The following is a 22,349-nucleotide window of genomic DNA, read 5'->3' as shown; positions in this document are numbered from 1 at the left end:
ACCGTGAACGCATTCACTCCGGACGCCGCGCTCGCGCGCGACGACGATCAGGCCGCCACACTGGTCGAACGCGCCGCGCTGCTCGGCCGCGCCTTCGCCGCCGTGGCCGACGAACATGACCGCAACGCCACCGCGCCGCTCGATCAGTTCCGCGCATTGCGCGAAGCCGGTTTGCTGCGCGCGAACATTGCGCGCAGCGATGGCGGCTACGGCGCGGGGCTCGCGCTCTCGCGCGCCATTGTCGCGGAGATCGCCTATGGCGATCCATCCGTCGCGCTCATTCTCTCGATGCACTACAGCCAGCACGCCATGATCGTGCGCGACACGCGCGAACACACGGGCAACTGGTCCGCGGCGCTCGCGCGGCGTCTCACGCGTGCCAGCGTGGATGGCCGCGCGCTCGTCAACGCGGCGCAGGTCGAGCCCGCGCTCGGCTCGCCCTCGCATGGCGGCCTGCCCGAAACGCTCGCGCGCCGCGAAGGCGACGTGTGGCGCATCACGGGGCACAAGCTCTATGTGACGGGCGCGCCCTTGCTTACGTGGATCAACGTGCTGGCCCGCACCGACGAGCCGGAGCCGCGACTCGGCCACTTTCTCGTACCGCGCGAGGCGGCGGGCGTGCGCATCGTGGAGACCTGGGACCCGCTCGGCATGCGGGCCACGGCGAGTCACGACTTGGTGTTCACGGACGTGGCGATTCCCGTTGACGATGTCGTCGGGCTGAAGCCCGCGCATCTCGGCGTGCAGCGCGACCCGCACGCCACGGCGTGGTACTTCAGCCTGGTCGGCACGGTCTACGACGGCGCGGCGCGCGCCGCCCGCGACTGGCTGATCGCCTTCCTCAACGAGCGCAAGCCGGGGGCGCTCGGCGGGGCGTCGCTCGCCACCGTGCCCGTCGTGCAGGAAAGCGTGGGACGCATCGACATGCTGCTGACGGCCAACGACTGGCTCTTGCGCACGCACGCCGATGCGATCGACGCGGGCACCGCGCCCGCCGAACTCTCCGCCGTGATCAAGCATACCGTCGTGGACAACGCCATCGCGGCCGTGGACGTCGCGCTGGAACTCGCGGGCAATCACGGCATCGCGCGCCACAATCCGCTCGAACGCCATCACCGCAATGTGCAGTGCGCGCGCATTCACGCGCCGTCCAACAGCTTGCTGCGTACGATGGCCGCGCGTCGCGCGCTGGGCCTGTAAAAGCCTGAGAAAGAGAAAGCGCCCCGGCGTGCGCGCCGGGGCGATGGATTCAATGGATTCGCTGGATGAGATTAGCCGCCGCGCCGGCGGGCGGCCGCCTGGCCGCGCTGATCGATCCACAGCCGCGCCCAGCGCGACGCATACGCGATGGCGTGATCGGGCTCGAAAAAATAATCGAGCGCTTCGAAAGAAAACGACGACTCAAGCGCCGGCGACCCGTTCTCGATGGTCAGGTTCGCCGCGTAGAGTCCGCTTGGCAGCGCGTACGCGGACGGTTCGACGTTGTATCCCTTGTATCGCATGTAGGTTCCCGTTCAATCCGGTTAAAACACACGCGGGCACGAGCACCCGCGACACTTCATGCTAGTGCGCGACGCGCGCCGCGCCAAAGAATGCTTTGGCGTTAGCAAATCAGCGTGGCCCTCACTTCGTCATCACGGCGCGCCTCGCTCGCGGCGGCGCTTGCGGCCAAGCTGGAATCGGCGCAAAGCAGATATGGTTTGCGCAATTCATTATTTACTGGCCGAGCGTGTTCGGGATTACGCTCACCTCCGATGTCGACTGCATGCGTTCGCATCGCTGCGCGGCCGGAAAATCGTGTCGCGAAGCACGCGTTATCTAATCAGGATTGCATACGACCCGGCTGACCGTCGTGCGTATGCGAGCCGCCCACCCCTCAAGCGAAACCTTCACTTCGATCCGAACGGAGACCGATTCATGGCCGCATTGCACGGTTCCAGCCCCACCCCACCCGCCCCAAACGGGAAACGCCGCAAATGGCTGCGCGCGGCGGGCGCCACGGCGCTCAGCGCCCCGGTGCTCACGCTCGGCCGCAAGGCATGGTCCGCGCCGCCGCTCAAGCCCTTCACCTTCGCGTGGGCGCCCAACGGTTTTTGCCTCACGCCCGTCGCCGTCGCGCAGGAGCAGGGCTTCTTCGAAAAGAACGGCCTGAAGGTCAACCTCGTGAGTTATGCGGGGTCGAACGACCAGCTTCTGCAAACGCTTTCCACCGGCAAGGCGGACGCCGCCGTGGGCATGATCCACCGCTGGCTCAAGCCGCTGGAGGCGGGCTTCGACGTCAAGATCATCAGCAGCGTGCACGGCGGCTGCGTGCGCCTGATCGGCGCGAGCGCGGCGGGCGTGACCTCGCTCGCCTCGCTCAAGGGCAAGACCGTGGGCGTGAGCGACCTCGCCTCGCCCGGCAAGAACTTCTTCGCGATCCTGCTGCTCAAGCACGGCATCGACCCCGACCGCGACGTGAGCTGGCGCCAGTATCCCGCCGACCTGCTCGACGTCGCCGTGCAAAAGGGCGAGATCCAGGCCATCGCGGACGGCGACCCGAATCTGTATCTGCTGGAGCGGCAACGACCGGGCGCTTACACGCATCTCGCGAGCAACCTCTCCGACGAGTACGCGCACAAGGTGTGCTGCGTGATCGCCGCGCGCGGGTCGCTCTTGCGCAGCGACCGCGCCACCGCCGCGTCGCTCGCGCGCGCGCTGATCCAGGCCACCGACTTCTCGCGCGAGAACCCGCGCGAAGCCGCGAAGTCGTTCGCGAAGTACACGCCGAAGTTCGCGGAAGACGACCTCGTGAAGCTCTACGCGTCGCTCACCTACGACCACCATCCGACCAACGTCGATCTCCAGCAGGAGATCGCCTATTTCGCTGAAGACTTCAAGCGCGCGGGCGTGCTGAAGCCGACCACCGATCCGCAGCGCTTCGCCGCGGCCGTCTACACCAACGTACTGGGGTAACGCCATGTCTTCGCTCGAACAACCGGTGCTGGCGAGAACGGCCGCCGGCAACGCACTCAACGCCGGCGAGAACCCGTCATTCGCCGACGCCGACCGGCGCCGGCAACGCGCGCCCGGCCGCCCGGCCGTGTGGTACACGGGCCTCGCGGTGGCGGCGGCATGGGCCGTGTTCGGCGCCGTCACGCGCGAGTGGCCGAACCGCATCACCGGCTTCTCCGACTGGGCCTATACGGCCGAGCTGGGCGCGGCCGACTGGGCGATCGCGGCCTGGCTCGCGCTCCTCGCGCTCGCGCTGCCCACGCTCGAGCGCACGAGCGCGCGGCTGCGGCCCGCGCTGCGCGGCTTGCGCAAGGCGGGGCCGTGGCTCGTCGCCCTGCCCGTCGCCTTCACACTGTGGGAGATCGTCACGGCCAAGACCGCGCTGCTGCCCACGCCGTTCTTCGCGCCGCCGCAGGCGCTCGTCGAGGTCTATCGCGACGACTGGGCGCGCCTCGCGGACTGCGTGGCGCATTCAATCGGCCTGCTCGCCGTCGGCTTTCTCTATGGCGGCGTGGTCGGCTTTCTCGTGGGGGTGTCGATCGGCTGGTCGCGCGCCGTGGGGTACTGGGTGCACCCCGTCATGCGCGTGCTCGGCCCGGTGCCCGCCACCGCGCTCCTGCCGCTCGCGTTCTATATTTTTCCGTCGAGCCGCTCCGCCGCCATTTTCCTGATCGCGCTCGCCACCGCGTTTCCCGTGACCGTGCTCACGTGGTCGGGCGTCGCGAGCGTCAACAAGGCCTATTACGACGTAGCGCGCACGCTCGGCGCGAGCCAGCGCTTTCTCGTCCTGCGCGTGGCGATTCCGGCCGCGCTGCCGCAGGTGTTCGTCGGCCTCTTCATGGGCTTGAGCGCCTCGTTCACCGTGCTCGTGACGGCCGAGATGATGGGTGTGAAGTCCGGCCTCGGCTGGTACCTCACGTGGGCGCAAGGGTGGGCTTCGTACTCGAACATGTACGCCGCGCTGCTCCTGATGGCCGTCTTGTTCTCCGGCCTCATCAGCCTGCTTTTCCTCGTGCGCGATCGCACGCTCGTGTGGCAGAAAGGAACCGTCAAATGGTAACTACGGCAAATACGGCAAATACCACGGCGGCGCATGCCACGCCCTCGCCCGGAAGCGTCGCCCGCGGCGCACGCATCGCGGTCGAGCGCGTGAGCCACCAGTTCGACACCCCCAAGGGCCCGCTCGCGGTGCTCGACGACGTCAGCTTGACGGTCGAACCCGGCGAATTCGTCGCGCTGCTCGGACCGAGCGGCTGCGGTAAATCGACGTTGCTGCGCCTCGTCGCCGGGCTCGAGCCGGCGACGCAAGGCCGCCTTCTGCAAGACGGCGCGCCCATCGAGCGGCCCGACCCGTCGCGCGTCGTGGTGTTCCAGGACCCCACGCTCTACCCGTGGCGGCGCGTACGCGCGAACGTCGCGCTCGGCCTCGAAGCGCTCGGGGTGCTCAAGCGCGAGCGCAAGCGCGTGGATATCGAGCTGGCGCGCGTGGGCCTCACGGAGTTCGCGGACGCGTTTCCGCACCAGCTTTCGGGCGGCATGTCGCAGCGCGTGGCGCTCGCCCGCGCGCTCGTCAACGACCCGCGCCTGCTCGTGCTCGACGAACCGCTCGGCAAGCTCGACTCGCTCACGCGTCTGGCGATGCAAAGCGAACTCGTGGATCTCTGGCAGCGCGATCGCTTCTCCGCGCTGCTCGTCACGCACGATGTGGAGGAGGCGCTCTTTCTCGCGCAGCGCGTGATCGTCTTCGGTCCGAGGCCCGCGCGCGTCGCGGCGGAACTGCATGTCGATCTGCCCTATCCGCGCCATCGCGGCGACCCCGCCTTTGCCGCGCTGCGCCGCGAAGCCTTGCATCACCTTGGCCTCGACGCGAGCTGGTAAGCAATGCCAATCGTTTTGCATCTGGCGCGCCGATGAGCGCGCTGCTTTCCGGCAACGCCTGGGTCAATCCGTTTCTTGGCGTGCTACAGGCCGCGCAGGTCGCCCTGGGCGGCGTGGCGCACGTTTTCGGCTTCGCGGGTGACAGCCACGGCCAGCCCGCCTGGCCGTGGCCGAAGCGGCTCGCGGTCGAGATCCTGCTGATCGATGCGGGCGTCGCGCGCCAACTGGCGCTCGCCCTCGCCACCACGGGTGGCGCGCTGCTGCTCGCCATCGCGGGCCTCTTCTGGCGCAAGCTTCGCCTCGCCCTGTTCGCCGCCGCCGTTCTCGCGGCGTGGTTCGCCCCGTGGCCCGACACCTCGCTCTGGCTCGCCGACGCCGTCCCCACCAGTTTCCAGACCACGCCCTTCTCGGTGGAAGCCGTCGCGCGCGGCGCGCTGCACTATGCGCGCGACTGCGCGGCCTGCCACGGCGATACGGGACGCGGCGACGGCCCGCGCGCCGCCTCGCTCGTGCGCTGGCCGCCCACCGTGGTCGGCCCGCTGCTCGGCCACCGGCTGGACGGCGAGTTGTTCTGGCGCGTGCAGCACGGCATGCATGCGCGCGACGGCGCGCCAACCATGCCCGCGTTCGCGTCGCGCCTGAGCGACGCCGACACATGGGCGATTCTCGATTACCTCAAGGTCCTGGCAGCGGGCGGCGGTGTGCGGGACGGCGACGGCTGGCCGGTGCCGGTCGCGCTGCCCGCGCTAGACGTGCGCTGCGGCGACGCGCCCGCTGAGCCGCTGGCCCGCTGGCGCGCGGGCCAGCGCGTGCGCGCCGTGGCGATCGACGCTTCCGCGCCGCCGCCACTCGAAGATCCGCGCTGGCAGACGCTGCTGCTGTCACGCGACGGCGCGTTGCCGCCGCCGTCCGAAGCGGCGCGTTGGGGGACGAGCGGGAAGGCGTCGTGCGTGGCGGTCACGCCGGGCGCCTGGGATGCGTTCGCGGGCATCGCGGGGATCGAGGCGCAACGCTTCGCGGGCTCGCAGTTGATCGCGGACCGCGACGGCTGGCTGCGTGCCGAAGCGAAACCGGGCGACCCCGCATGGGCCGACGCCACGTTGCTGTGCGCAGCGGGTGGCGGTCGCGGCGAACGCGTGACGCGCGGCCGGGCCGACCCGCTGACCTCGTTACTGCTGCGCATCGACGCGGAGCCGGTGCGCTACGTCAAGGGTGGCTACGTCCATTGAGCGCGCAGGCAAGCGGCGATCCGCCTGCCTGCGCTCACTGCTGCAATCAACCTTTGCCCACGCGATAAAAACTCGGCGGCACGGTGCCGTTCACGGCGAACGCGCCGACTTGCCGCTCGCGATACACGCGCGGGTTATGCGACGAGATGGTGCGCGCATTGCGCCAGTAGCGGTCGAGCCCCTCGGTGCGCAGCGTGGCCGATGCGCCGAGCGCGTCGAAGAGATCCGTGCTCGCATCGAGCACAAGCCGCGTGATGACCGAGACGGACTGGTCCACTTCGATGTGCGCGTCGGCATGCGCCTGGACAACCGCCTGGCTGAGGACCTCCTGACGACGCGATTCGCTCGCGGCGGCGGCGTCCTGGTGCGCTTCGTAGCTGCGCTGGATCGCCTTCGCGGCCTGCAACACTACCGCGCGCGCCGCATAGGCGGCGCTGTGCAGGCGGCCGACCACCTGGAGAATCTGCGGGTCGTCGGCAACGCGCCCGGCATTGCCGTTGCTGTAGACGCGGTCGCGACGGCGCACGCGGCGCGCGACATCGTCGGCGAGCGCGCGGCCGATGCCCGCCAGCGACGCCAGATGCACGAGCTGATAGAACGCCACCGCATACGGGAAACGCGTATCCGAGGGACGAATCCAGTCGGGGTCGACGGCGACATCCACGAAGGTCGCCGTGCCGCTGGCCGTGAGCGCCTGGCCGAAGCCGTCCCAGTCGTCGATCACCTCGACGCCGGGCGTCGCGCGCGGCACCTGAAGATAAACGGTGTTTTCGCCGTCTTGCGCGGCAACGGCCACCCAGTCGGCGAACAGCGAGCCCGTGGTGTAGAACTTGCGCCCGTTGAGGCGAATGCCTTGCGGCGTGCGCGTGATTGTCGTGGCGAAGGTGCCGACCTTCGCGCTGCCCGCTTCGGACAGACCCGCGCCGATCAGCTCGCCCGCGGACAGCTTGCCCAGCCAGTGCGCCTGCCATTCGGCTTCGTGCGCGGTGAGCACGTCTTCCACAAAGCCCAGATGGGCGCGCACCGCGTTCACCACGTTCGTATCGGCGGCGCCCAGTTCGATCAGCAATCCGAACAGTTCAGGGAGCGTCGCGGCCACGCCGCCCTGCTCGCGCGGCAAACGCAGGCGCGTGAAGCCCGCCTCGCGCAGCCACTTGATCTCCTCGTGCGGCAGGCGGTGAGCGATATCGCGTTCGACGGCGCTCGCGCGTATGCGCGTAAAGAGCGGTCGCCAGTCGCGCGCGAGCGCTTCATAGCGCTCGCTCGGCGGCGCGCCCCAGGCGGCGTGGTGTTCAGCGTCGATATCGGCGTGGATTGTGTTGTCAGCGGTGTGTTCAGACATAGGGCGAATTCCGGTTGGGTCAGGCTGAGGGATAGCTGCCGCGCGCGGGGCGCTTGAGCCCGAGGTGATCGCGCAACGTGCGGCCTTCGTATTCGGTGCGGAAAAGCCCGCGCCGCCGCAATTCGGGCAGCACGAGTTCGACAAAGTCGGTGAGGCCGCCGGGGAAGTAAGGTGCCATGATGTTGAAGCCGTCTGCGCCGCCCTCCTCGAACCATTGCTGCAACTGATCGGCAATGCTTTGCGGCGTGCCGACCACCTGTTGATGGCCGCGCGCCCCGGCAATGCGCAAGTACAACTGGCGAATCGTGAGCTTGTCGCGCCGCGCGAGATCGACGAGCAGATGCTGACGGCTTTTCGGGCCGTTGGTCTCGGGCAGATCGGGGATCGGGCCGTCCACGTCGTACGCGGAAAGATCCACGCCGCCGATCACGTTGGAAAGCAAGGCCACGCCGACCACGGGGTCGACCAGCGCCTGGAGTTGTTCGAACTTTTCTTCGGCCTCCGCTTGCGTGCGCCCGACCACGGGAAAGATGCCGGGCATGATTTTCACGTCGTCGGCCTCGCGACCGTAGCGCGGCAGGCGGCCCTTGATGTCGGCGTAGAAGGCCTTCGCTTCATCGAAGGTCTGATGCGCGACGAAGATCACTTCGGCCGTTCGCGCGGCCAACTCGCGGCCCGATTCGGAAGCGCCCGCCTGCACTACGACCGGGCGGCCCTGCGGCGAGCGCGACACGTTGAGCGGCCCGCGCACCTTGAAGAAGTCGCCGCGATGCCCGAGCACATGCAGCTTCTCCGTATCGAGGTAGATGCCGCTCGCTTTGTCGCGCGGAAAAGCGTCGTCGTCCCAGGAGTCCCAGAGGCCGAGCACGACGTCGTGGAATTCCGCCGCGCGCTGATAACGGCTCGCGTGATCGGGCAATTCGTCGAGATTGAAGTTGTGCGCCTCGGAGGTGCTGCTCGACGTGACGAGATTCCAGCCCGCGCGCCCGCCTGAAATCTGGTCGAGCGAAGCGAACTTGCGCGCCACGTTGAAGGGCTCGTGAAACGACGTGGAAACGGTCGCGATAAGGCCAATGCGCTCGGTCACGGCGGCGAGCGCCGAAAGCAGCGTGAGCGGCTCGAAAAACTCGCTGCGCGCCGTGCGGGCGAGCGAGCCGAGATCCGTGCTGCGCACGCCCGACGAATCGGCGAAAAAGATCGCGTCGAATTTCGCGGACTCGGCCACGCGCGCAAGCTCGACGTAATGGCGAAAGTTGCGGCTCGCGTCGGCCTGCGCGTCGGGATGACGCCAGCCCGCGATATGGTGGCCGGTTTGCATCAGGAATGCGCCGAGGCGCAACTGTCGGGAAGGTTTGCTCATGTGCGTAGGCGCCTGTGGCTCAATCGGATCGAACAGCGATGGATGACTAAACGATTCCCGGCGCCGCCGCTTCGAGCACGTTCACGCGCTTCGGAATCAGTTTGAGGTCGAAAAACGTATTGGCGATCTGCTGCTGCTCGGCAAGAATGGCTTTCGTGATCGGCCCGGTGCCGAATTGCACGCGTGTGATCACCTCGCTCACCACGTCGTTGGGCAAGCCCCACAATTGCGCGAGCTGGGCGGCGAGCGCCGCGCGGTTGCCCTGCCCCCATTGATCGATCTGGCTCAATTCGTCGATCAGGATCTTGATGACATCGGGGTTTTGCTTCGCGTAATCGAGCGACGAAAAATAGTAGGCCCGGTTGCCGACCACGCCGGTCGCGTCGGCAAGAATGCGGGCATCGAGCGTTTTTTGCGCGGCGGCGAGAAAGGGGTCCCAGATCGCCCACGCGTCGATGGAGCCGCGCTCGAAGGCCGCACGCGCGTCGGCAGGCGCGAGGAAAACGACTTTCACGTCGCCATACTGGACGTTGTGCGCTTGCAGCAGCTTCACGAGGAAATAGTGGACATTGCTGCCGCGATTGAGCGCGATCGTCTTGCCCTTGAGATCCGCCACGCTGCGAATGGTCGAAGCGTGAGGCACGAGCACCGCTTCGGACTGCGGGCGCGGCACCGTAGCCGCGACATAGGCAAGCGGCGCACCGGCCGCCTGCGCGAAGATGGGCGGTGCTTCGCCCACGTCGCCAAAGTCGATCGAGCCCACATTGAGCGCTTCCAGTTGCACGGGGCCCGCGTCGAACTCCGTCCACGTGACCGAAACACCGAGCGGAGCGAGCCGCTTTTCAAGCGTCCCACGCCCTTTGAGCAGACTGAGATAGCCCTTCTGATTGCCGATGCGCAGCGTGCGCGCGGGGCTTGCCGCGCGCGCGGAAGACGTGCCGAGCACAGGCAGGGCGGCAAGCGCGGCGGCGGCGGCGGAGACTCGGATGAAGTGGCGGCGTGTGTTCATGCTCGGCGGGTTCGACGTGAAATCGACGGAAAAATAGGGACGACGCCGATCTTATAAGCCGCTCGGCAGCGTGGAAACCATCAAATCCTGCGCTCCTAATTCCCGCCGCAGATAACCGCTTCGCCTCGCGCCCGGCTTCCTGGTCTATGCGGCTAGCCGATATGTAAATCTCGAATCGATATTGGCTGCCCCATGAAGCGACAACCATAATCGGCCTGATGCGGCCCCACGTCCGCCGATCAACGCCTCGTTCAAAACCCTTCAAAACACCAAGCAATCCGCCATGCGTCATCGATTAGTTATCCAAACCTTGTTTTCCGCTTTCGCGCTGTTTGCGCTGCAATCGCAGCCCGCCCTGGCGGCCGACGCCAACACGCACGTCCTGCGCGTCGGCTTCGTGCCCGGCCCTTACGCCGATGAATTCCGCGAGGGCGTCGAGCCGCAACTCAAGCGCAAGGGTTACACCGTCCAGTACGTCAACTTCAGCACCGGGCTCGAAGCGAATCAGGCCGTGTGGCACGGCGAAATCGCCGCCGATGTCATGCAGCACACCGTCTACCTGAAGGCCTACAACGACCGCAACAAAACCGATCTGGTTGGCGTCGTGCAGGTGCCCACGCCGCCCATGGGTCTCTACTCCACCCGCCACCATTCGCTCACCGAGGTCAAACCCGGTGCGACGGTCGCCGTGCCGAACGACCCGGTCAACCTCGAACGCGCGCTCAAGATTCTCCAGGCCATCGGCTGGATCCGCATTCGCGAGAACCCCAATCCCGTCGATGTTTCCGAGCGTGACGTGGTCGCCAATCCCGCCGGCATTCGCATCGTGCCGCTCGAAACCGCACAGGCGCCGCGTGCCCTCGAAGACGTCGATTTCGCGGCGATCCAGGGCAACTTCGCCATTTCGAGCGGGCACCGCCTGACCGAAGCGCTCGCGCTCGAACAGATGCTTTCGCCTTATGTGAATCAGGTGGTCGTCAAGTCGGCGAACCGCAATGCGCAGGAGACCGCCGACATTGTCGCGGCCTATCGGTCGGATGAATTCCGCGCCGCGATCCTGCGCAACGACATCTATAAGGGCTACCGCCTGCCCGACTACTTCCCGCGTTAGCCCAACCGGCCTCACTCACGCCAAGGTTGCGCGCAATCCCGTTTCCACCACTGGAGGCACGATGAGTATCGACCGCAGGACCTTCCTGCAACTTTCCGCCGGCCTGTTCGCGAGCGGCGCGGCCGTGCCGCTCGCGGCGCGCGCGCAGGCGGCCGGCGCCGCCGGGGCGTCCGCCACTTCGGTCACTTCGGCCACGCCGGTATCGGGCGGCACCCTCACCTACGCGGTGCAACAGGAGCCGCCCGGCCTCGTCTCGCTGCTCGACACCAACACGGTGATCCGCAACATCAGCGCGAAGATTTCGGAAGGACTGCTGCGCTATGACGCGCAGTTCCGCGAGCAACCGCTGCTCGCGGTGCGCTGGTCCGTGAGCGGCGACGGGCTGCGCTACACCTTCGCGCTGCGCCCCGACGTGCGCTGGCACGACGGCCGGCCCTTCACCTCGAACGACGTGCGCTTTTCAGTGCTCACGCAAAAGCGGCTCGGCCCGCGCGGGCGCATTACGCTCGCGAACGTCTCCGGCGTGGAAACGCCCGACGCGCTCACGGCCGTGATCGTGCTCGACAAGCCCACGCCGTATCTGCTCAAGGCGCTCGCTTCGGCCGAGTTGCCGATCGTGCCGCAACACCGCTACGGCGACGGCGATCCCACCACGAGCCCGAACGTGCTCGCGCCCATCGGCACCGGGCCGTTCGTGTTCGACAAATGGGTGCGCGGCTCGCACGTGAGCCTCAAGCGCAACCCCGACTACTGGCGCCACGGCGCGCCGCATCTGGACCAGTTGGTGTATCGCATCACGCCCGATCAGGGCGCGATTTCGGCGGCGCTCGAAACCGGCGAAGTGGACGCCGCGACCAATGTCGCGCTCGCGGACTTGCCGCGCCTCGCGACCCTGCCGCACCTGCGCGTGGACGACAGTTACGACGCGTACCTGAACAACGCCGCGTTCCTCGAATTCAATCTCGACAATCCGCTGCTCGCCAACGCCGACGTGCGCCGCGCGATCGCACACGCCGTCGACCGCGAGTTCCTGCGCGCCCATGTGTTCTACGGCCGCTCGCAAGTGGTCAATTCGCCGGTGCCGCCCGTGCTCGCCGACTACTACGACGACAGCACCTTCGCCTATCCCCACGATGTCGCGAAGGCCAATGCGCTGCTCGACGCCGCGGGCCACGCGCGTGGCGCGGACGGCCAGCGCTTCGCGGTGAAGATCAACTACCTCACCGGCAGCGACTTCCGGCGCAGCGCCGACTACCTGCGCGCCGCGCTCTCGCGCGTGGGCATCAAGGCGACGATCCTGGACGGCGACCTGCCCACGTACCTGCGCCGCGCCTATACCGCGCGCGACTTCGACCTCAACATCAACGGGCTCGGGCGGCTCTACGACCCGTCCGTGGGCGTGCAGCGCATCTACTGGGGCGACGGCGTGGCGCATCCGCTCATCTGGATCAATGCCTCGCATTACCAGAACCCCCAGGTCGACACGCTCTTCAGGACGGCGGCAGTCGAACAGGACAACGCGCGCCGGGCGGCGATCTTCAAGCAGATCCAGCAGATCGTGGGGCGCGACTTGCCCGTGTTCCCGCTCGTGACGGTGCCCTCGGCCGTGCAGGTTTACAACCGCCGCGTGCACAACCTCAACAACAGCATCGATCTCACGGCGGGCGACCTGTCCGACGCGTGGATCGCACCGGCCTGATGCCGACCTTACCGCAAGGACAACCGCAACCATGAGCACCGCCGCCCTGCCCGACACCATCCACGAAAAAGACACCGCCAACGCGCTCGATGCACTCTCGTTCGCCAGCGCCGCCGAACAGGCGCTCGCGCTAGCCGAAGGCCGCGTGAGCGCGCTCGCGTTGCTCGAACACAGCCTCGCGCGCATCGACCGATTCGATGGCGCGATCAACGCGGTCGTGGTGCGCGACGACGCACGCGCCCGCGCCGATGCCCGCGCCGCCGACGCCGCGCTCGCACGCGGCGAACGCAAGCCGCTCCTCGGCGTGCCCGTCACGGTGAAGGAATCGTTCGACGCCGAAGGACTCGTCACCACGGTCGGCAAGCCCGAACTGACCGGCAACCGCGCGCAGCACGATTCGGCCGTGGTCGCGGCATTGCGCGAAGCGGGCGCGGTCGTGATCGGCAAGAGCAACGTGCCGCATGGGCTCACCGATCTGCAAAGCTATAACGCGGTCTACGGCCGCACGAGCAATCCGTGGGACCTCGCGCGCACGCCCGGCGGTTCCTCGGGCGGCGGCGCGGCGGCCGTGGCGGCGGGCTTTGTCGCGCTCGAAGTGGGCACGGACATCGGCGGCTCGATCCGCATTCCCGCGCATTTCACGGGCCTTTATGGCCACAAGGCGAGCTACGGTCTCATCGCGACGCTCGGCTCGGGCCTGCCGCCGGGCCGCCGCGCGTCGCGTGACCTGGGCGTGGCCGGGCCGCTCGCGCGTACGGCCGCCGACCTCGATCTGGCGCTCGGCCTGCTGCTCAACCGCGACCCGGAGTTGAACAAGGCATGGCGCGTGACGCTGCCGCCCCCGCGCCATGCGCGGCTCGCCGACTTCCGCGTGCTCGTGATCGATCGCTGGCCGGGCGTGGAGCCGACGGAGTCGGAGCGGCTCGTGGCGCAGCGCGTGGTCGAGCGTCTGCAAGCGCAGGGTGTGAAGTTTCAGCGTCCCGCCGATCTGCCCGACGGCTTGCTGCCCGATCTGCGCGCGTCTCACACGCTGTACCGCACGCTGCTCGGGTCATCGGCCATCCAGCCGTTACCCGACAAAGCCGCGCAAGCGCGCCTCGCCGCCCTTGCGCCCGGCGACGACAGCTATGAAGCCGCCACGCTGCGCGCGCCTTCGATCTCGCACCGCGACTGGCTTGCCGCCAACGAACGCCGTTTCGTGCTGCGTTCGCAGTGGGCAGCGCTTTTCCAGGCGTTCGACGTGGTCGTTACGCCCGTCGCCCCCACGCCTGCTTTCCCCCATGATCACAGCGAGCCCAAGGACGAGCGCGCGTTTGCGGCGACGTTCGCGGACGGTGTGCGGACGCTGCGCTTTAGCGACTTCTTCTACTGGGCGGGCTTGCCGGTGTTGCCCGGTCTGCCCGCAACGAGTTTCCCGCTGGGTCTCGACGGCGACGGACTGCCGGTCGGCGCGCAGGCGATCGGACCGTGGCTGGAAGATCGCACGCCGATCGCGTTCGCGCGCTTGCTCGAAGACGCGTATGGCGGATTCGAGGCGCCGCCGGGGTATGGTCAGGGCGCGTGATTGAGGGTGGCGCGCAGGGTGTTGTTTAGACGCATCCCCGCGCGCTCCATCCAGCGCTTGCGCGGCCGCGCCGGATGTGCAGCCCCCGTCACACGAATGCATACGAAACGCGGCCCGGACGCGCATCTCGCCTGCCCGGGCCGCGCCGCCATCGATTGAGCAGACACAATCGACATCGTCAGCGGTTTTTACAGAATCGGCATTCGCATCGCAGTACCGAATAAATATCAGTATAAGAAATCGTTCGATATTGCCGATGTTTTCGCCTTGACCGGGGCTTCCGTGACTCCGGAAAATAGTTCCCGGTAAGTGAATAATCGCGAAAGAAATTGATCTGACCGATTCAGTCTATTTCATTCGCACTCCGATCATTTCATTTGCGCCCGGAAATGAATTCGCGGATCAAGCGAATTTTTCACAACGACCCTTCAGAAGCCGATCACGGCTCGACTCTGCCTTTAACATGAAAAAGACACTTCTCGCCCTGACTACCCTCGCCCTGTCCCCCGTCGCCGCTTACGCCCAAAGCAGCGTGACGCTCTACGGTATCGTCACGGGCAACGTGACCTATGCGAACAACGTTCAAACGTCGGCAACGGGCGCCGGCGGCAAGCCCACAGGCGGTGGCCAGGTCGCCCAGTTCGACAGCGGCACCTCGGGCCCGAGTTCGAGCCGCTGGGGCCTCAAAGGCACCGAGGATCTGGGCGGCGGCATCAAGACGCTGTTCACGCTCGAAAACGGCTTCAGCGTCGCCAACGGCACGATGGGCCAGGGCGGCACCCTGTTCGGCCGCCAGGCGTGGATCGGGATCGCGGCGCCCACCTACGGCACCGCATCGCTCGGCCGGCAATCCGATGCCGCGGTCGACTATGTGTCGCCGCTGCTCTACGCGTGGTACTTCGGCAACCTCGCGATCCATCCGGCCGACTACGACAACCTGAACTTCACGCACCGCATCAATAATTCGATCAAGTACAGCTCGGACGCCTTCTCGGGGTTCCGCTTCGGCGCGCAGTACAGCCTGGGCGGCATCGCCGGCAACTTCACGCAAAACCAGTACTGGTCGGCGGGCTTCAGCTATACCGGCGCGAACCTGGCTGTCGCGGCGTCGATCATCAACGCGCGCAACCCGAACAATTCGCTGTATGGCACGAATGCGAACGCAAGCGCGACGGGCAACAATCTCGGCTCGGCCGGTTCCGCCACGTCGCCGGAATCGAATCCGTCCATCTCGGGCTTCGCCTCCGCCCGCACGCAGCAGACGGTCGCCGTGGCCTCGACCTGGACGATCGGCTCGGCCATCCTGGGCGTCGCCTGGTCCAACACGCAATATCGCGATCTCGGCGCCACGCCTGCGCTCAACACGCAGAACTACCACGGCACGGCGTCATTCAACACGGTCGGGGCAAGCGTGCGCTATCAGGTCACGCCGTTGCTGCGCGTGGGCACGTCGTTCGATTACACGAATGGCGGCAACCTGAACGGCAGCGGCGGCGCGCGTTATGAGCAGTGGAACCTGGGCGCCGGTTACTCGCTCTCGAAGGCCACCGAGCTCTACGCAACGGCTGCGTACCAGCATGCAAGCGGCGTCGATTCGTGGGGCCGCGAAGCGGTTGCGTCCATCGGCTATCTGTCGCCTTCGACCACGTCGAACCAGCTGGCGGTGTCGGCCGGCATCAAGCACCTGTTCTAAAGGGCAACACGAGCCGCCGCGTCGTGGGTTCGACAGCGGCGGCTCGATCGCGGGTCAGGCCGGGACCGACTCGGCCAGGTCCACGCCCCAGCGTTGCCGCAGCGTGTCCTCGGCATACTCGTGGCGAAAGAGGCCACGCGCGCGCAACAGCGGCACGACTTCATCGACGAAGACGTCGAGGCCGCCGGGAAACACATCGGGCATCAGATTGAAGCCGTCCGCCGCGCCCGCGCGAAACCACGTTTCGATGAAGTCCGCGATCTCCTCCGGCGTGCCGACGAAACGCTTGTGCGTGCTGTGGCCGAACTCGGCAACCAGTTCGCGCACCGTGTATGCGCGCTTGCGCAGCACCCGCACGATCGATTCGCGAAAGCCCAGCGACGCCTTGAACTGCTGCGGATCGGCCAGCTCGGCGTAGGCATGCGCGGGAATGCGCTCGTCGTAACCCAGTTCGGACAGGTCGAATCCCAGCCGCCCGCTGAGCGCCGCCACTTCGTGACGCCCGCCCGCCAGTTCGCTCAGCCGTGCTTCGCGCGCATACGCCTCCTCTTTCGTACTCCCGATGATGGTGATGAGGCCCGGCAGGATCGCCACGTCCTCGCGGCGGCGGCCCGCTGCGACGGCGTCGGCCTTGACCTGCCCGTAATGCTCGATGGCGGCGTCCAGGTCCAGCTCGGCGGCGAACACCGCGTTGGCCGTACGGCCCGCGAGTTGCCGCCCCTGGGGCGAGCCGCCCGCCTGCACCAGCAACGGATGGCCTTGCGGCGAGGCGCCCAGACCGAGCAGCCCTTCCACCTTGAAGAACTCGCCGCGATGCGCGAGCGGCGTGCCGGAAATCGCGCCCTGCCACAAGCCCAGCACCACGTCGACGAACTCGTTGGCGCGGCGATAACGCAGCTCGCGCTCGGGATTGTCGTGCAGGCCGAAGTTCGGGCTGACGGCGGGACTGTAGGTGGTCACCGCGTTCCATGCCGCGCGGCCGCCGCTCAGGTGGTCGAGCGTCAACATGCGTTCGGCCAGTTCGACCGGGTCGTTGTATGTCGTGGAGAGCGTGCCGATCACGCCCAGGTGGCGCGTGGCGTCGGCAACCGCCGCGAGGATCAGCGAAGGCTCCAGCGCCCGCGCGCCCCGGCCGCGCGGATCGTGAGGCAGCGCAGGACTGTCGGCAAGAAAGAATGCGTCGAGCTTGCCGCGCTCGGCGATCCGGCCAATGCCCGCGTAATAGTCGGCGGACGTCACCGAGCGCGCGGGCAGGCCCGAATATTCGAACGCCGCGGCGGACACGCCGAAGTCGAGCACGTTGACGTTCAGGATCACATGACGAGGAGCTTGGACACTCATGCGGCCACCTTGTTGACGGGTTCGAAAGCGGGCGCGTGGCCGCTCAGGTCGGGGTCGGCGCGGCGCGCGATGCCAAGGCGCGCGCGCAGCGTGTTGGCGTGCGTGGGCGCGTTCACGGACGATTCGCTCGTCAGCCGGGCGAGCGAGCCTTGCGCGAGCCACGCGGCCAGTTCTCCCTCGCGGGCAAGCAGCGTGACGCCGACCACGTGCGCATGGCCGCGCCATTCGCTCAGTTGCGCATCGAGCGCCGGCGTCCACGGCGTTCGAACATGCACCTGGATCGGCTCGCCGCTCGCATGCGCGCGGTCGAGCACGTCGGCGGCAGCGCGCAGGAAGCCGCCCAGGTTCGCCGCGTTCACCTGCACGACGTCCGCCTCGCGCAAAGCCGCCAGTTCCGCGGCAACGCTTGCGTGGGCGTGCCAGCGCCAGAACACCACCGGCTCGCCTTGCGGCGTGGCGGGGCTGTTCAGCGGCCCGCGTGTTGGAAAGAGGCCTTCGTGCACGGCGAGGCGCACTACGGCACGGCTCGACACGGACGGATCGTCGTCGAGCGATTCGAGCGGCCAGGTCCGCCAGAGCTTGCGTACGGCGACGAGCGCTTCGGCAAGCGTCGCGGCATCGGCGGGCGCGTCGGTCCAGGCGGATGTCTCGCCAAGACCGAGCGCCGTGGCGCGATCGTGCCGCAAGGCCAGCAGTCCCGCGCGGCCCTCGCTGAAGTGATCGAGCGAAGCGCTGCGTCGTGCGATGTTGTACGGGTGATCGCGCTGCGGCGAGGCGGCGGCCACCAGGCCGATACGCCGCGTATGGCGCGCGAGCAGCGCGGCGGTCACGGTCGGGCTGGGCGCCACGCGAGGCGCCTCATCGTCGCGCTCGCCGCCGATCACGGCGTACGCCGCGCCGCTCGCATCGAGCGCGCGCACGGCGTCGCCGGCTGGCGATGCCAAAGCGGCAAGCAGATCCGCTCCGGGAAGTTCGATTCCGATGTGCAAGGGAACAGGCAATCTGGTTCTCCACTGTTGCGCGGCGCGTGCTGCCGGGAACGGGTGGCGGATTGCGCACCGTGGCAAGCGACGCTCACGCTAAAAGGACGAGCCGTACGGGTCATCGTAACGTCGTGACGTCGCACGGCTTCGACGGACAAAATGCGGCGACTCAATGCACCTTGGCAAAGCCGTGACGCTCGGCCAGCAGGTCGAGAATGCGCCGGGTGTCGGTCACGAAACGCCGCTCGCCCAGCGTCAGCGCATCGGCGGGCGCGGGCAGTTCGTCGCCCAGCACGAGCACCGGCAAGCCCTGATGATCGGCGTCCAGCGCCTCGATCACCGCCGCGCGAGGACGCTCGAACGGAATGCGGCGCACGTCGAGCCGGTCGACTTTCGACGGGTCGCTCGCAAGCAGCCCTTCGATGGGCGCGCCGTCCGGGCAGATAAACCGCTCGCCTGGGTGGCGCGGGTCGGTGAAGTTCGGTTCCAGCAATAACAGCAGATCGCGGCTCATGATGTGTTTGCCTCTTCGTGGATAGGACTTTTTTGCTTCGGTTAAGCGGCGCTTGCGGGATCGCGCCAGCGCACGATCAGATCGACGGCCAGCGTGCACGCGACGAACACGAACGCCGCGAAAATGGTGGTGCCGATCACGACCGGAAAGTCGCCGTCGAGCGCGGACGTGACCGCGAGACGGCCCACGCCGTCGAGCCCGAACATCTGTTCCGTGACGATCGCGCCGCCCATGATCGTGGCCAGTTCCAGCCCGCCGAGCGCCAGCACCGGATTGAGCGCCGCCGACCACGCGTGGCGCAGTTGCACCTGCCACTCGGGCACGCCTTTGGCCCGCGCGGTGCGCACATAGTCGGCGCTCAGCACGTTGAGCATCGACGAGCGCACGATGCGCTGGAACACGCCCACCTCCGCCACCGACAACGTGAGCCACGGCAGCAGCAGGTGCCGCGCCCATTCGCCCACGCCCTCGCTGAGCGGCGCGTAACCGCCCGGCGGAAACAGGTGAATGCCGCGCAGCGACAGGTGATAAAACAGGAAGTACGACGCGAGCATGCCGCTCAGGAAGGTCGGCACCGAGAGCGCCGCATACGAGACGGTCGCGAGCCCGCGATCGATCCACGAGCCTGCGTAGCGCGCCGCGATCGCCCCGAGCGCGACCGAAAAGATCGCCGAAAAAAACAGTGCCCCGGCCGCGAGCGACAGCGTGACCGGCACCTTCGCGAGAATCAGATCGGTCACGGGCGCCTGGTGGCGGAACGAATAGCCGAGTGCGGGCGGCCAGTGGGCGAGGCCCATGGGCGCGCCCTGAATATCGGGCCCGCGATACACGTAGTAGCCAAGCTGGCGATACCAGGGCTCGTCAAGACGCAGCGCGTGCGCCACGGCGTCGATCGTCTGCTGGCTCGCGTTGCGCGGCGCGAGCATCACGGCGGGGTCCTGATACGCGAGGCGCGTGATCAGAAAGGTCGCGAAGAGGACGATCAGGAGCGTCGATACGGTCCGCAGCAGACGCAGCAGCAGATTTGGCATGGTCAGTTTTCCTAACGTCTTGACGGGTCGAGCACGTCGCGCAGCCCCGAGCTCAGCGAGTTGAAGCCCACCACGATCAGGAACAGCATGATGCCAGGCCCCAGCAGGAACCACGGCTGCACCTGGTACATCGATGAACGCTGCGCATCGGCGATCATGTTGCCGAGGCTTGCGGTGGGCGCCTGCACGCCCACGCCGAGAAAGGACAAAGTCGCCTCCGCGATGATGTTGTTCGGCAACTGAACCGCCCAGTACACGATCACGGCGGGCGCGATGTTCGGCAGGATCTCGCGCCAGAGAATGCGCAGGCGCCCCGCCCCCGTCATCGCTGCCGCCTCCACGAACGGCTGGCTGCGCAGCGCGAGCGTCAGGCCGCGCACGAGCCGCGCGAAATACGTCCACGAAAAGAGCGCGATGACGACGATGACGAGCGTGGCCGGGTTCACGACGCTCGTGCCGTCCGCGCCGCGCGCGAAGGCGATCAGGCTGAGCGAGGTGACGACGAACGGAAACGAGAGCGTGACGTCGATGGCCTGCGAGAGAATGCGGTCCGCGTTCCCGCCCAGATAGCCCGCCACGAGTCCGATCACCGTGCCCACGACCATGGCGAGCGTGGTGGCGGGCAGCGCGATCAGCAGCGAGAGGCGCGCGCCATAGAGCGTGCGCACGAATACGTCGCGGCCGTTGTCGTCGGCGCCGAACGGGAACGCGCGGCTGGGCCCCACGGGCAAGCCCATTTCGGAGAGCGCCGTGTCGCGAAACTGCTGCGTGGGACCGTGGCCCAGCCAAGCGGCAACGAGCGGCGCGGCCAGCGCCGCCGCCACCACGCAAACCACAATCAGCAAGCCCACCACCACGCTGCGCTCGCGCAACAGCACGCCTGTGATGCCGGCGGCGCGCCGCACGGGTTGAGCGCCCGCTACGGGCGGTGACAGGGCTGGCAACCCTCTAGACATGATCGAGCTCCGCTAAACCGGAAGTGAATAGCTGCCCGCGCCCCGGAATGGAATCGACGAGCTTGCGGGTGTAGGGATGTTGCGGGTGCGCGAGCACCTCGCGCGCCGGGCCGGTTTCGACGATGCGCCCGCCGTCGAGCACGAGCACGCGATCGCAAAGCTCGCCGACCACGGCCAGGTCGTGCGAGATGAACAGGAACGACACGCGCAGCGCGTCGCGCAATGAGCGCAGCAACGCCACGATGTGGCGCTGCGTGGTGAGGTCAAGGGCTGAGACGGGCTCGTCGGCCACCACCACGCGCGGCTGAAGCGCCACCGCGCGCGCGATGGCGACGCGCTGGCGCTGGCCGCCGGAAAGCTGCGCCGGAAAGCGCTCCAGCAATTCGTGAGGCAGTCCCACGCGCTGCGCGAGCGCGGCGACCTCCTGCTCGATGCGCGCGGCCGTGAGCTTGCGCTGGAGGATGAACGGCTCGGCCAGTACGGTCGCCACGCGCTGGCGCGGATTGAGCGAGCCGTACGGGTCCTGGAACACCATCTGGATCGCGCGGCGCGTAGTCGCTTGCAGACGTGGCGCGCCGCGCCCCGCTTGCGCATAAGCGTCGCCGTCGAGCAGCACGCGGCCGCCGTCGGGGCGGTCGAAACCCGCTACGATGCGGCCGATGGTCGACTTGCCCGAGCCCGACTCGCCAACCAGACCGAGAATCTCGCCCTCATGCAAGTCGAACGACACCGCGTCGAGCACCGTGCGAGCGTGCGAACGCCAGCCGCTGCGGCTCGTGCGCACGCGCGAGACCGCCTCGACCCGCAACAACGGCGTCGCCGCCGGTGCGGACGGGCGCAACGGCGCGCGCAACGGCAGCGACGCTTCGAGCAGTTGCTGCGTATAGGGATGCGAAGGCTCGCGATACACCGCTTGCGCTTCGCCCGATTCGCGCACGTGCCCGCGCTGCATGACGACGAGATGGTCCGCGATGTCCGAGACGAGCGCGAGATCGTGGCTCACAAAGACGAGCGCCGTGCCGTGGCGCGCCTGAAGCTGGCGCAGCAGGCGCATGATCGAAGCCTGAACCGTGACGTCGAGCGCCGTGGTCGGTTCGTCGGCGATTACCAGCTGCGGGTTCAGCGCGATCGCCATCGCGATCATCACGCGTTGACGCATGCCGCCGGAAAGCTGCCACGGATAATCGTCGATCCGGCGCTCGGGGTCGCGAATCCCGACCTCCGTGAGCAACTCGATCACGCGCGCGCGCAACGCACGCGCGCGCAGCGGACGATGCACGCGGATCGCCTCCGCGATCTGCACGCCGATACGCTTGAGCGGATGCAGGTTGCTCGACGGGTCCTGCGACACGTAGCCGATGCGCGCGCCGCGCAACGCCCGCAACTGCCGCGCGTCCAGGTGCAGGATCTCGCGGCCGTCGAAGCGCACACTGCCCGTGACCTCGGCACCGGGACCGAGCAGGCCGGTCGCCGCGAGCAGCGAGACGCTCTTGCCCGAGCCCGACTCGCCGACCACGGCCAGCGTGCGGCCCGCATCCACCGCGAACGACACGCCGCTCACCACCTCGTTACGCGCGCCCTGCGCGCCGAAGCTCACGCGCAGGTCGTTGATTTCCAGGAGCGCCATGGGGGTCGTCCACGAAAT

19 protein-coding genes are annotated in these 22,349 nt (G+C 67.8%); 9 read left to right on the top strand and 10 right to left on the bottom strand.

The genetic code is table 11. The features are described 5' to 3' along the window. Positions 1–3 precede the first annotated feature (3 nt). Complete coding sequence (locus C7401_RS12840) at positions 4–1,200, top strand: acyl-CoA dehydrogenase family protein (protein WP_258397022.1); 1,197 nt, start codon at positions 4–6, stop codon at positions 1,198–1,200. Between the two features lie 71 nt (positions 1,201–1,271). Here the strand turns inward: C7401_RS12840 and C7401_RS12835 are convergent, their stop codons facing one another. Next, positions 1,272–1,502, bottom strand: a complete 231-nt coding sequence (locus C7401_RS12835; protein WP_112171752.1) for a hypothetical protein — start codon at positions 1,500–1,502, stop codon at positions 1,272–1,274. 415 nt (positions 1,503–1,917) lie between these two features. On the opposite strand from C7401_RS12835, the gene C7401_RS12830 reads away from it, so the two are divergent. From C7401_RS12830 to C7401_RS12815, 4 genes are read left to right on the top strand one after another with little or no spacing between them, the layout of a single operon-like run. Then, positions 1,918–2,955 carry an ABC transporter substrate-binding protein gene (locus tag C7401_RS12830; RefSeq protein WP_112171751.1) on the top strand — a complete coding sequence of 346 codons (1,038 nt, stop codon included), beginning with the start codon at positions 1,918–1,920 and terminating at the stop codon, positions 2,953–2,955. A gap of 4 nt (positions 2,956–2,959) precedes the next feature. After that, entirely contained in the window at positions 2,960–4,054 is a 1,095-nt protein-coding gene (locus tag C7401_RS12825; RefSeq protein ID WP_112171750.1) for an ABC transporter permease, read from the top strand. After that, complete coding sequence (locus C7401_RS12820) at positions 4,048–4,872, top strand: ABC transporter ATP-binding protein (protein WP_112171749.1); 825 nt, start codon at positions 4,048–4,050, stop codon at positions 4,870–4,872. Before C7401_RS12825 ends, C7401_RS12820 begins: the two co-directional genes overlap by 7 nt. Positions 4,873–4,904: 32 nt before the next feature. Then, positions 4,905–6,101, top strand: a complete 1,197-nt coding sequence (locus C7401_RS12815; RefSeq protein WP_112171748.1) for a c-type cytochrome — start codon at positions 4,905–4,907, stop codon at positions 6,099–6,101. A 46-nt stretch (positions 6,102–6,147) separates the two neighbouring features. Here C7401_RS12815 and C7401_RS12810 read toward each other — a convergent pair whose 3' ends face one another. Genes C7401_RS12810 through C7401_RS12800 form a run of 3 tightly spaced genes read right to left on the bottom strand, consistent with a single transcriptional unit; the run spans position 6,148 to position 9,812 of the window. Then, positions 6,148–7,443, bottom strand: coding sequence for an acyl-CoA dehydrogenase family protein (locus tag C7401_RS12810; protein WP_112171747.1), 1,296 nt, complete (start codon positions 7,441–7,443; stop codon positions 6,148–6,150). A gap of 19 nt (positions 7,444–7,462) precedes the next feature. Then, on the bottom strand, positions 7,463–8,803 hold the full coding sequence (locus tag C7401_RS12805) for an LLM class flavin-dependent oxidoreductase (protein WP_112171746.1): 1,341 nt from the start codon (positions 8,801–8,803) through the stop codon (positions 7,463–7,465). Positions 8,804–8,849: 46 nt separating this feature from the next. Further along, positions 8,850–9,812 (bottom strand): sulfonate ABC transporter substrate-binding protein, encoded by a 963-nt coding sequence (locus tag C7401_RS12800; RefSeq protein ID WP_112171745.1) that lies wholly within the window; start codon positions 9,810–9,812, stop codon positions 8,850–8,852. 283 nt (positions 9,813–10,095) lie between these two features. Between C7401_RS12800 and C7401_RS12795 the strand changes: the two genes are divergently transcribed. The 4 genes from C7401_RS12795 (at position 10,096) to C7401_RS12780 (ending at position 15,879) form a co-directional block, all read left to right on the top strand. Next, complete coding sequence (locus C7401_RS12795; protein ID WP_112171744.1) at positions 10,096–10,923, top strand: MetQ/NlpA family ABC transporter substrate-binding protein; 828 nt, start codon at positions 10,096–10,098, stop codon at positions 10,921–10,923. Positions 10,924–10,984: 61 nt separating this feature from the next. Continuing rightward, entirely contained in the window at positions 10,985–12,622 is a 1,638-nt protein-coding gene (locus C7401_RS12790) for an ABC transporter substrate-binding protein (RefSeq protein ID WP_112171743.1), read from the top strand. 31 nt (positions 12,623–12,653) lie between these two features. Beyond that, positions 12,654–14,186, top strand: a complete 1,533-nt coding sequence (locus C7401_RS12785) for an amidase (protein WP_112171742.1) — start codon at positions 12,654–12,656, stop codon at positions 14,184–14,186. A gap of 463 nt (positions 14,187–14,649) precedes the next feature. Next, positions 14,650–15,879, top strand: coding sequence for a porin (locus tag C7401_RS12780; protein ID WP_112171741.1), 1,230 nt, complete (start codon positions 14,650–14,652; stop codon positions 15,877–15,879). Between the two features lie 54 nt (positions 15,880–15,933). Here C7401_RS12780 and C7401_RS12775 read toward each other — a convergent pair whose 3' ends face one another. From C7401_RS12775 to C7401_RS12750, 6 genes are all read right to left on the bottom strand, one after another. After that, positions 15,934–17,220 carry an LLM class flavin-dependent oxidoreductase gene (locus tag C7401_RS12775; protein ID WP_112171740.1) on the bottom strand — a complete coding sequence of 429 codons (1,287 nt, stop codon included), beginning with the start codon at positions 17,218–17,220 and terminating at the stop codon, positions 15,934–15,936. Continuing rightward, complete coding sequence (locus C7401_RS12770; RefSeq protein WP_220092818.1) at positions 17,217–18,221, bottom strand: LLM class flavin-dependent oxidoreductase; 1,005 nt, start codon at positions 18,219–18,221, stop codon at positions 17,217–17,219. The genes C7401_RS12775 and C7401_RS12770 overlap by 4 nt, the downstream gene beginning before the upstream one ends. A gap of 151 nt (positions 18,222–18,372) precedes the next feature. After that, positions 18,373–18,717, bottom strand: a complete 345-nt coding sequence (locus C7401_RS12765) for a DUF3088 domain-containing protein (protein ID WP_112171738.1) — start codon at positions 18,715–18,717, stop codon at positions 18,373–18,375. 41 nt (positions 18,718–18,758) lie between these two features. Next, positions 18,759–19,748, bottom strand: coding sequence for an ABC transporter permease (locus tag C7401_RS12760; protein ID WP_112171737.1), 990 nt, complete (start codon positions 19,746–19,748; stop codon positions 18,759–18,761). An 11-nt stretch (positions 19,749–19,759) separates the two neighbouring features. Beyond that, positions 19,760–20,704 carry an ABC transporter permease gene (locus tag C7401_RS12755; protein WP_112171736.1) on the bottom strand — a complete coding sequence of 315 codons (945 nt, stop codon included), beginning with the start codon at positions 20,702–20,704 and terminating at the stop codon, positions 19,760–19,762. Further along, positions 20,697–22,331 (bottom strand): dipeptide ABC transporter ATP-binding protein, encoded by a 1,635-nt coding sequence (locus tag C7401_RS12750; protein WP_112171735.1) that lies wholly within the window; start codon positions 22,329–22,331, stop codon positions 20,697–20,699. Before C7401_RS12750 ends, C7401_RS12755 begins: the two co-directional genes overlap by 8 nt. Positions 22,332–22,349: the final 18 nt, after the last annotated feature.

The organism is Paraburkholderia unamae, from assembly GCF_003268775.1.
Classification (GTDB): domain Bacteria; phylum Pseudomonadota; class Gammaproteobacteria; order Burkholderiales; family Burkholderiaceae; genus Paraburkholderia; species Paraburkholderia unamae.
This window is presented reverse-complemented; position numbering and strand designations above follow the sequence as displayed.

Coding starts and splice junctions, on each gene's coding strand:
- C7401_RS12760 (WP_112171737.1), bottom strand. CDS start 19,748: ATGCCAAATCTGCTGCTGCGTCTGCTGCGGACCGTATCGACGCTCCTG.
- C7401_RS12815 (WP_112171748.1), top strand. CDS start 4,905: ATGAGCGCGCTGCTTTCCGGCAACGCCTGGGTCAATCCGTTTCTTGGC.
- C7401_RS12830 (WP_112171751.1), top strand. CDS start 1,918: ATGGCCGCATTGCACGGTTCCAGCCCCACCCCACCCGCCCCAAACGGG.
- C7401_RS12835 (WP_112171752.1), bottom strand. CDS start 1,502: ATGCGATACAAGGGATACAACGTCGAACCGTCCGCGTACGCGCTGCCA.
- C7401_RS12795 (WP_112171744.1), top strand. CDS start 10,096: ATGCGTCATCGATTAGTTATCCAAACCTTGTTTTCCGCTTTCGCGCTG.
- C7401_RS12755 (WP_112171736.1), bottom strand. CDS start 20,704: ATGTCTAGAGGGTTGCCAGCCCTGTCACCGCCCGTAGCGGGCGCTCAA.
- C7401_RS12810 (WP_112171747.1), bottom strand. CDS start 7,443: ATGTCTGAACACACCGCTGACAACACAATCCACGCCGATATCGACGCT.
- C7401_RS12805 (WP_112171746.1), bottom strand. CDS start 8,803: ATGAGCAAACCTTCCCGACAGTTGCGCCTCGGCGCATTCCTGATGCAA.
- C7401_RS12775 (WP_112171740.1), bottom strand. CDS start 17,220: ATGAGTGTCCAAGCTCCTCGTCATGTGATCCTGAACGTCAACGTGCTC.
- C7401_RS12785 (WP_112171742.1), top strand. CDS start 12,654: ATGAGCACCGCCGCCCTGCCCGACACCATCCACGAAAAAGACACCGCC.
- C7401_RS12750 (WP_112171735.1), bottom strand. CDS start 22,331: ATGGCGCTCCTGGAAATCAACGACCTGCGCGTGAGCTTCGGCGCGCAG.
- C7401_RS12765 (WP_112171738.1), bottom strand. CDS start 18,717: ATGAGCCGCGATCTGCTGTTATTGCTGGAACCGAACTTCACCGACCCG.
- C7401_RS12820 (WP_112171749.1), top strand. CDS start 4,048: ATGGTAACTACGGCAAATACGGCAAATACCACGGCGGCGCATGCCACG.
- C7401_RS12800 (WP_112171745.1), bottom strand. CDS start 9,812: ATGAACACACGCCGCCACTTCATCCGAGTCTCCGCCGCCGCCGCCGCG.
- C7401_RS12780 (WP_112171741.1), top strand. CDS start 14,650: ATGAAAAAGACACTTCTCGCCCTGACTACCCTCGCCCTGTCCCCCGTC.
- C7401_RS12790 (WP_112171743.1), top strand. CDS start 10,985: ATGAGTATCGACCGCAGGACCTTCCTGCAACTTTCCGCCGGCCTGTTC.
- C7401_RS12825 (WP_112171750.1), top strand. CDS start 2,960: ATGTCTTCGCTCGAACAACCGGTGCTGGCGAGAACGGCCGCCGGCAAC.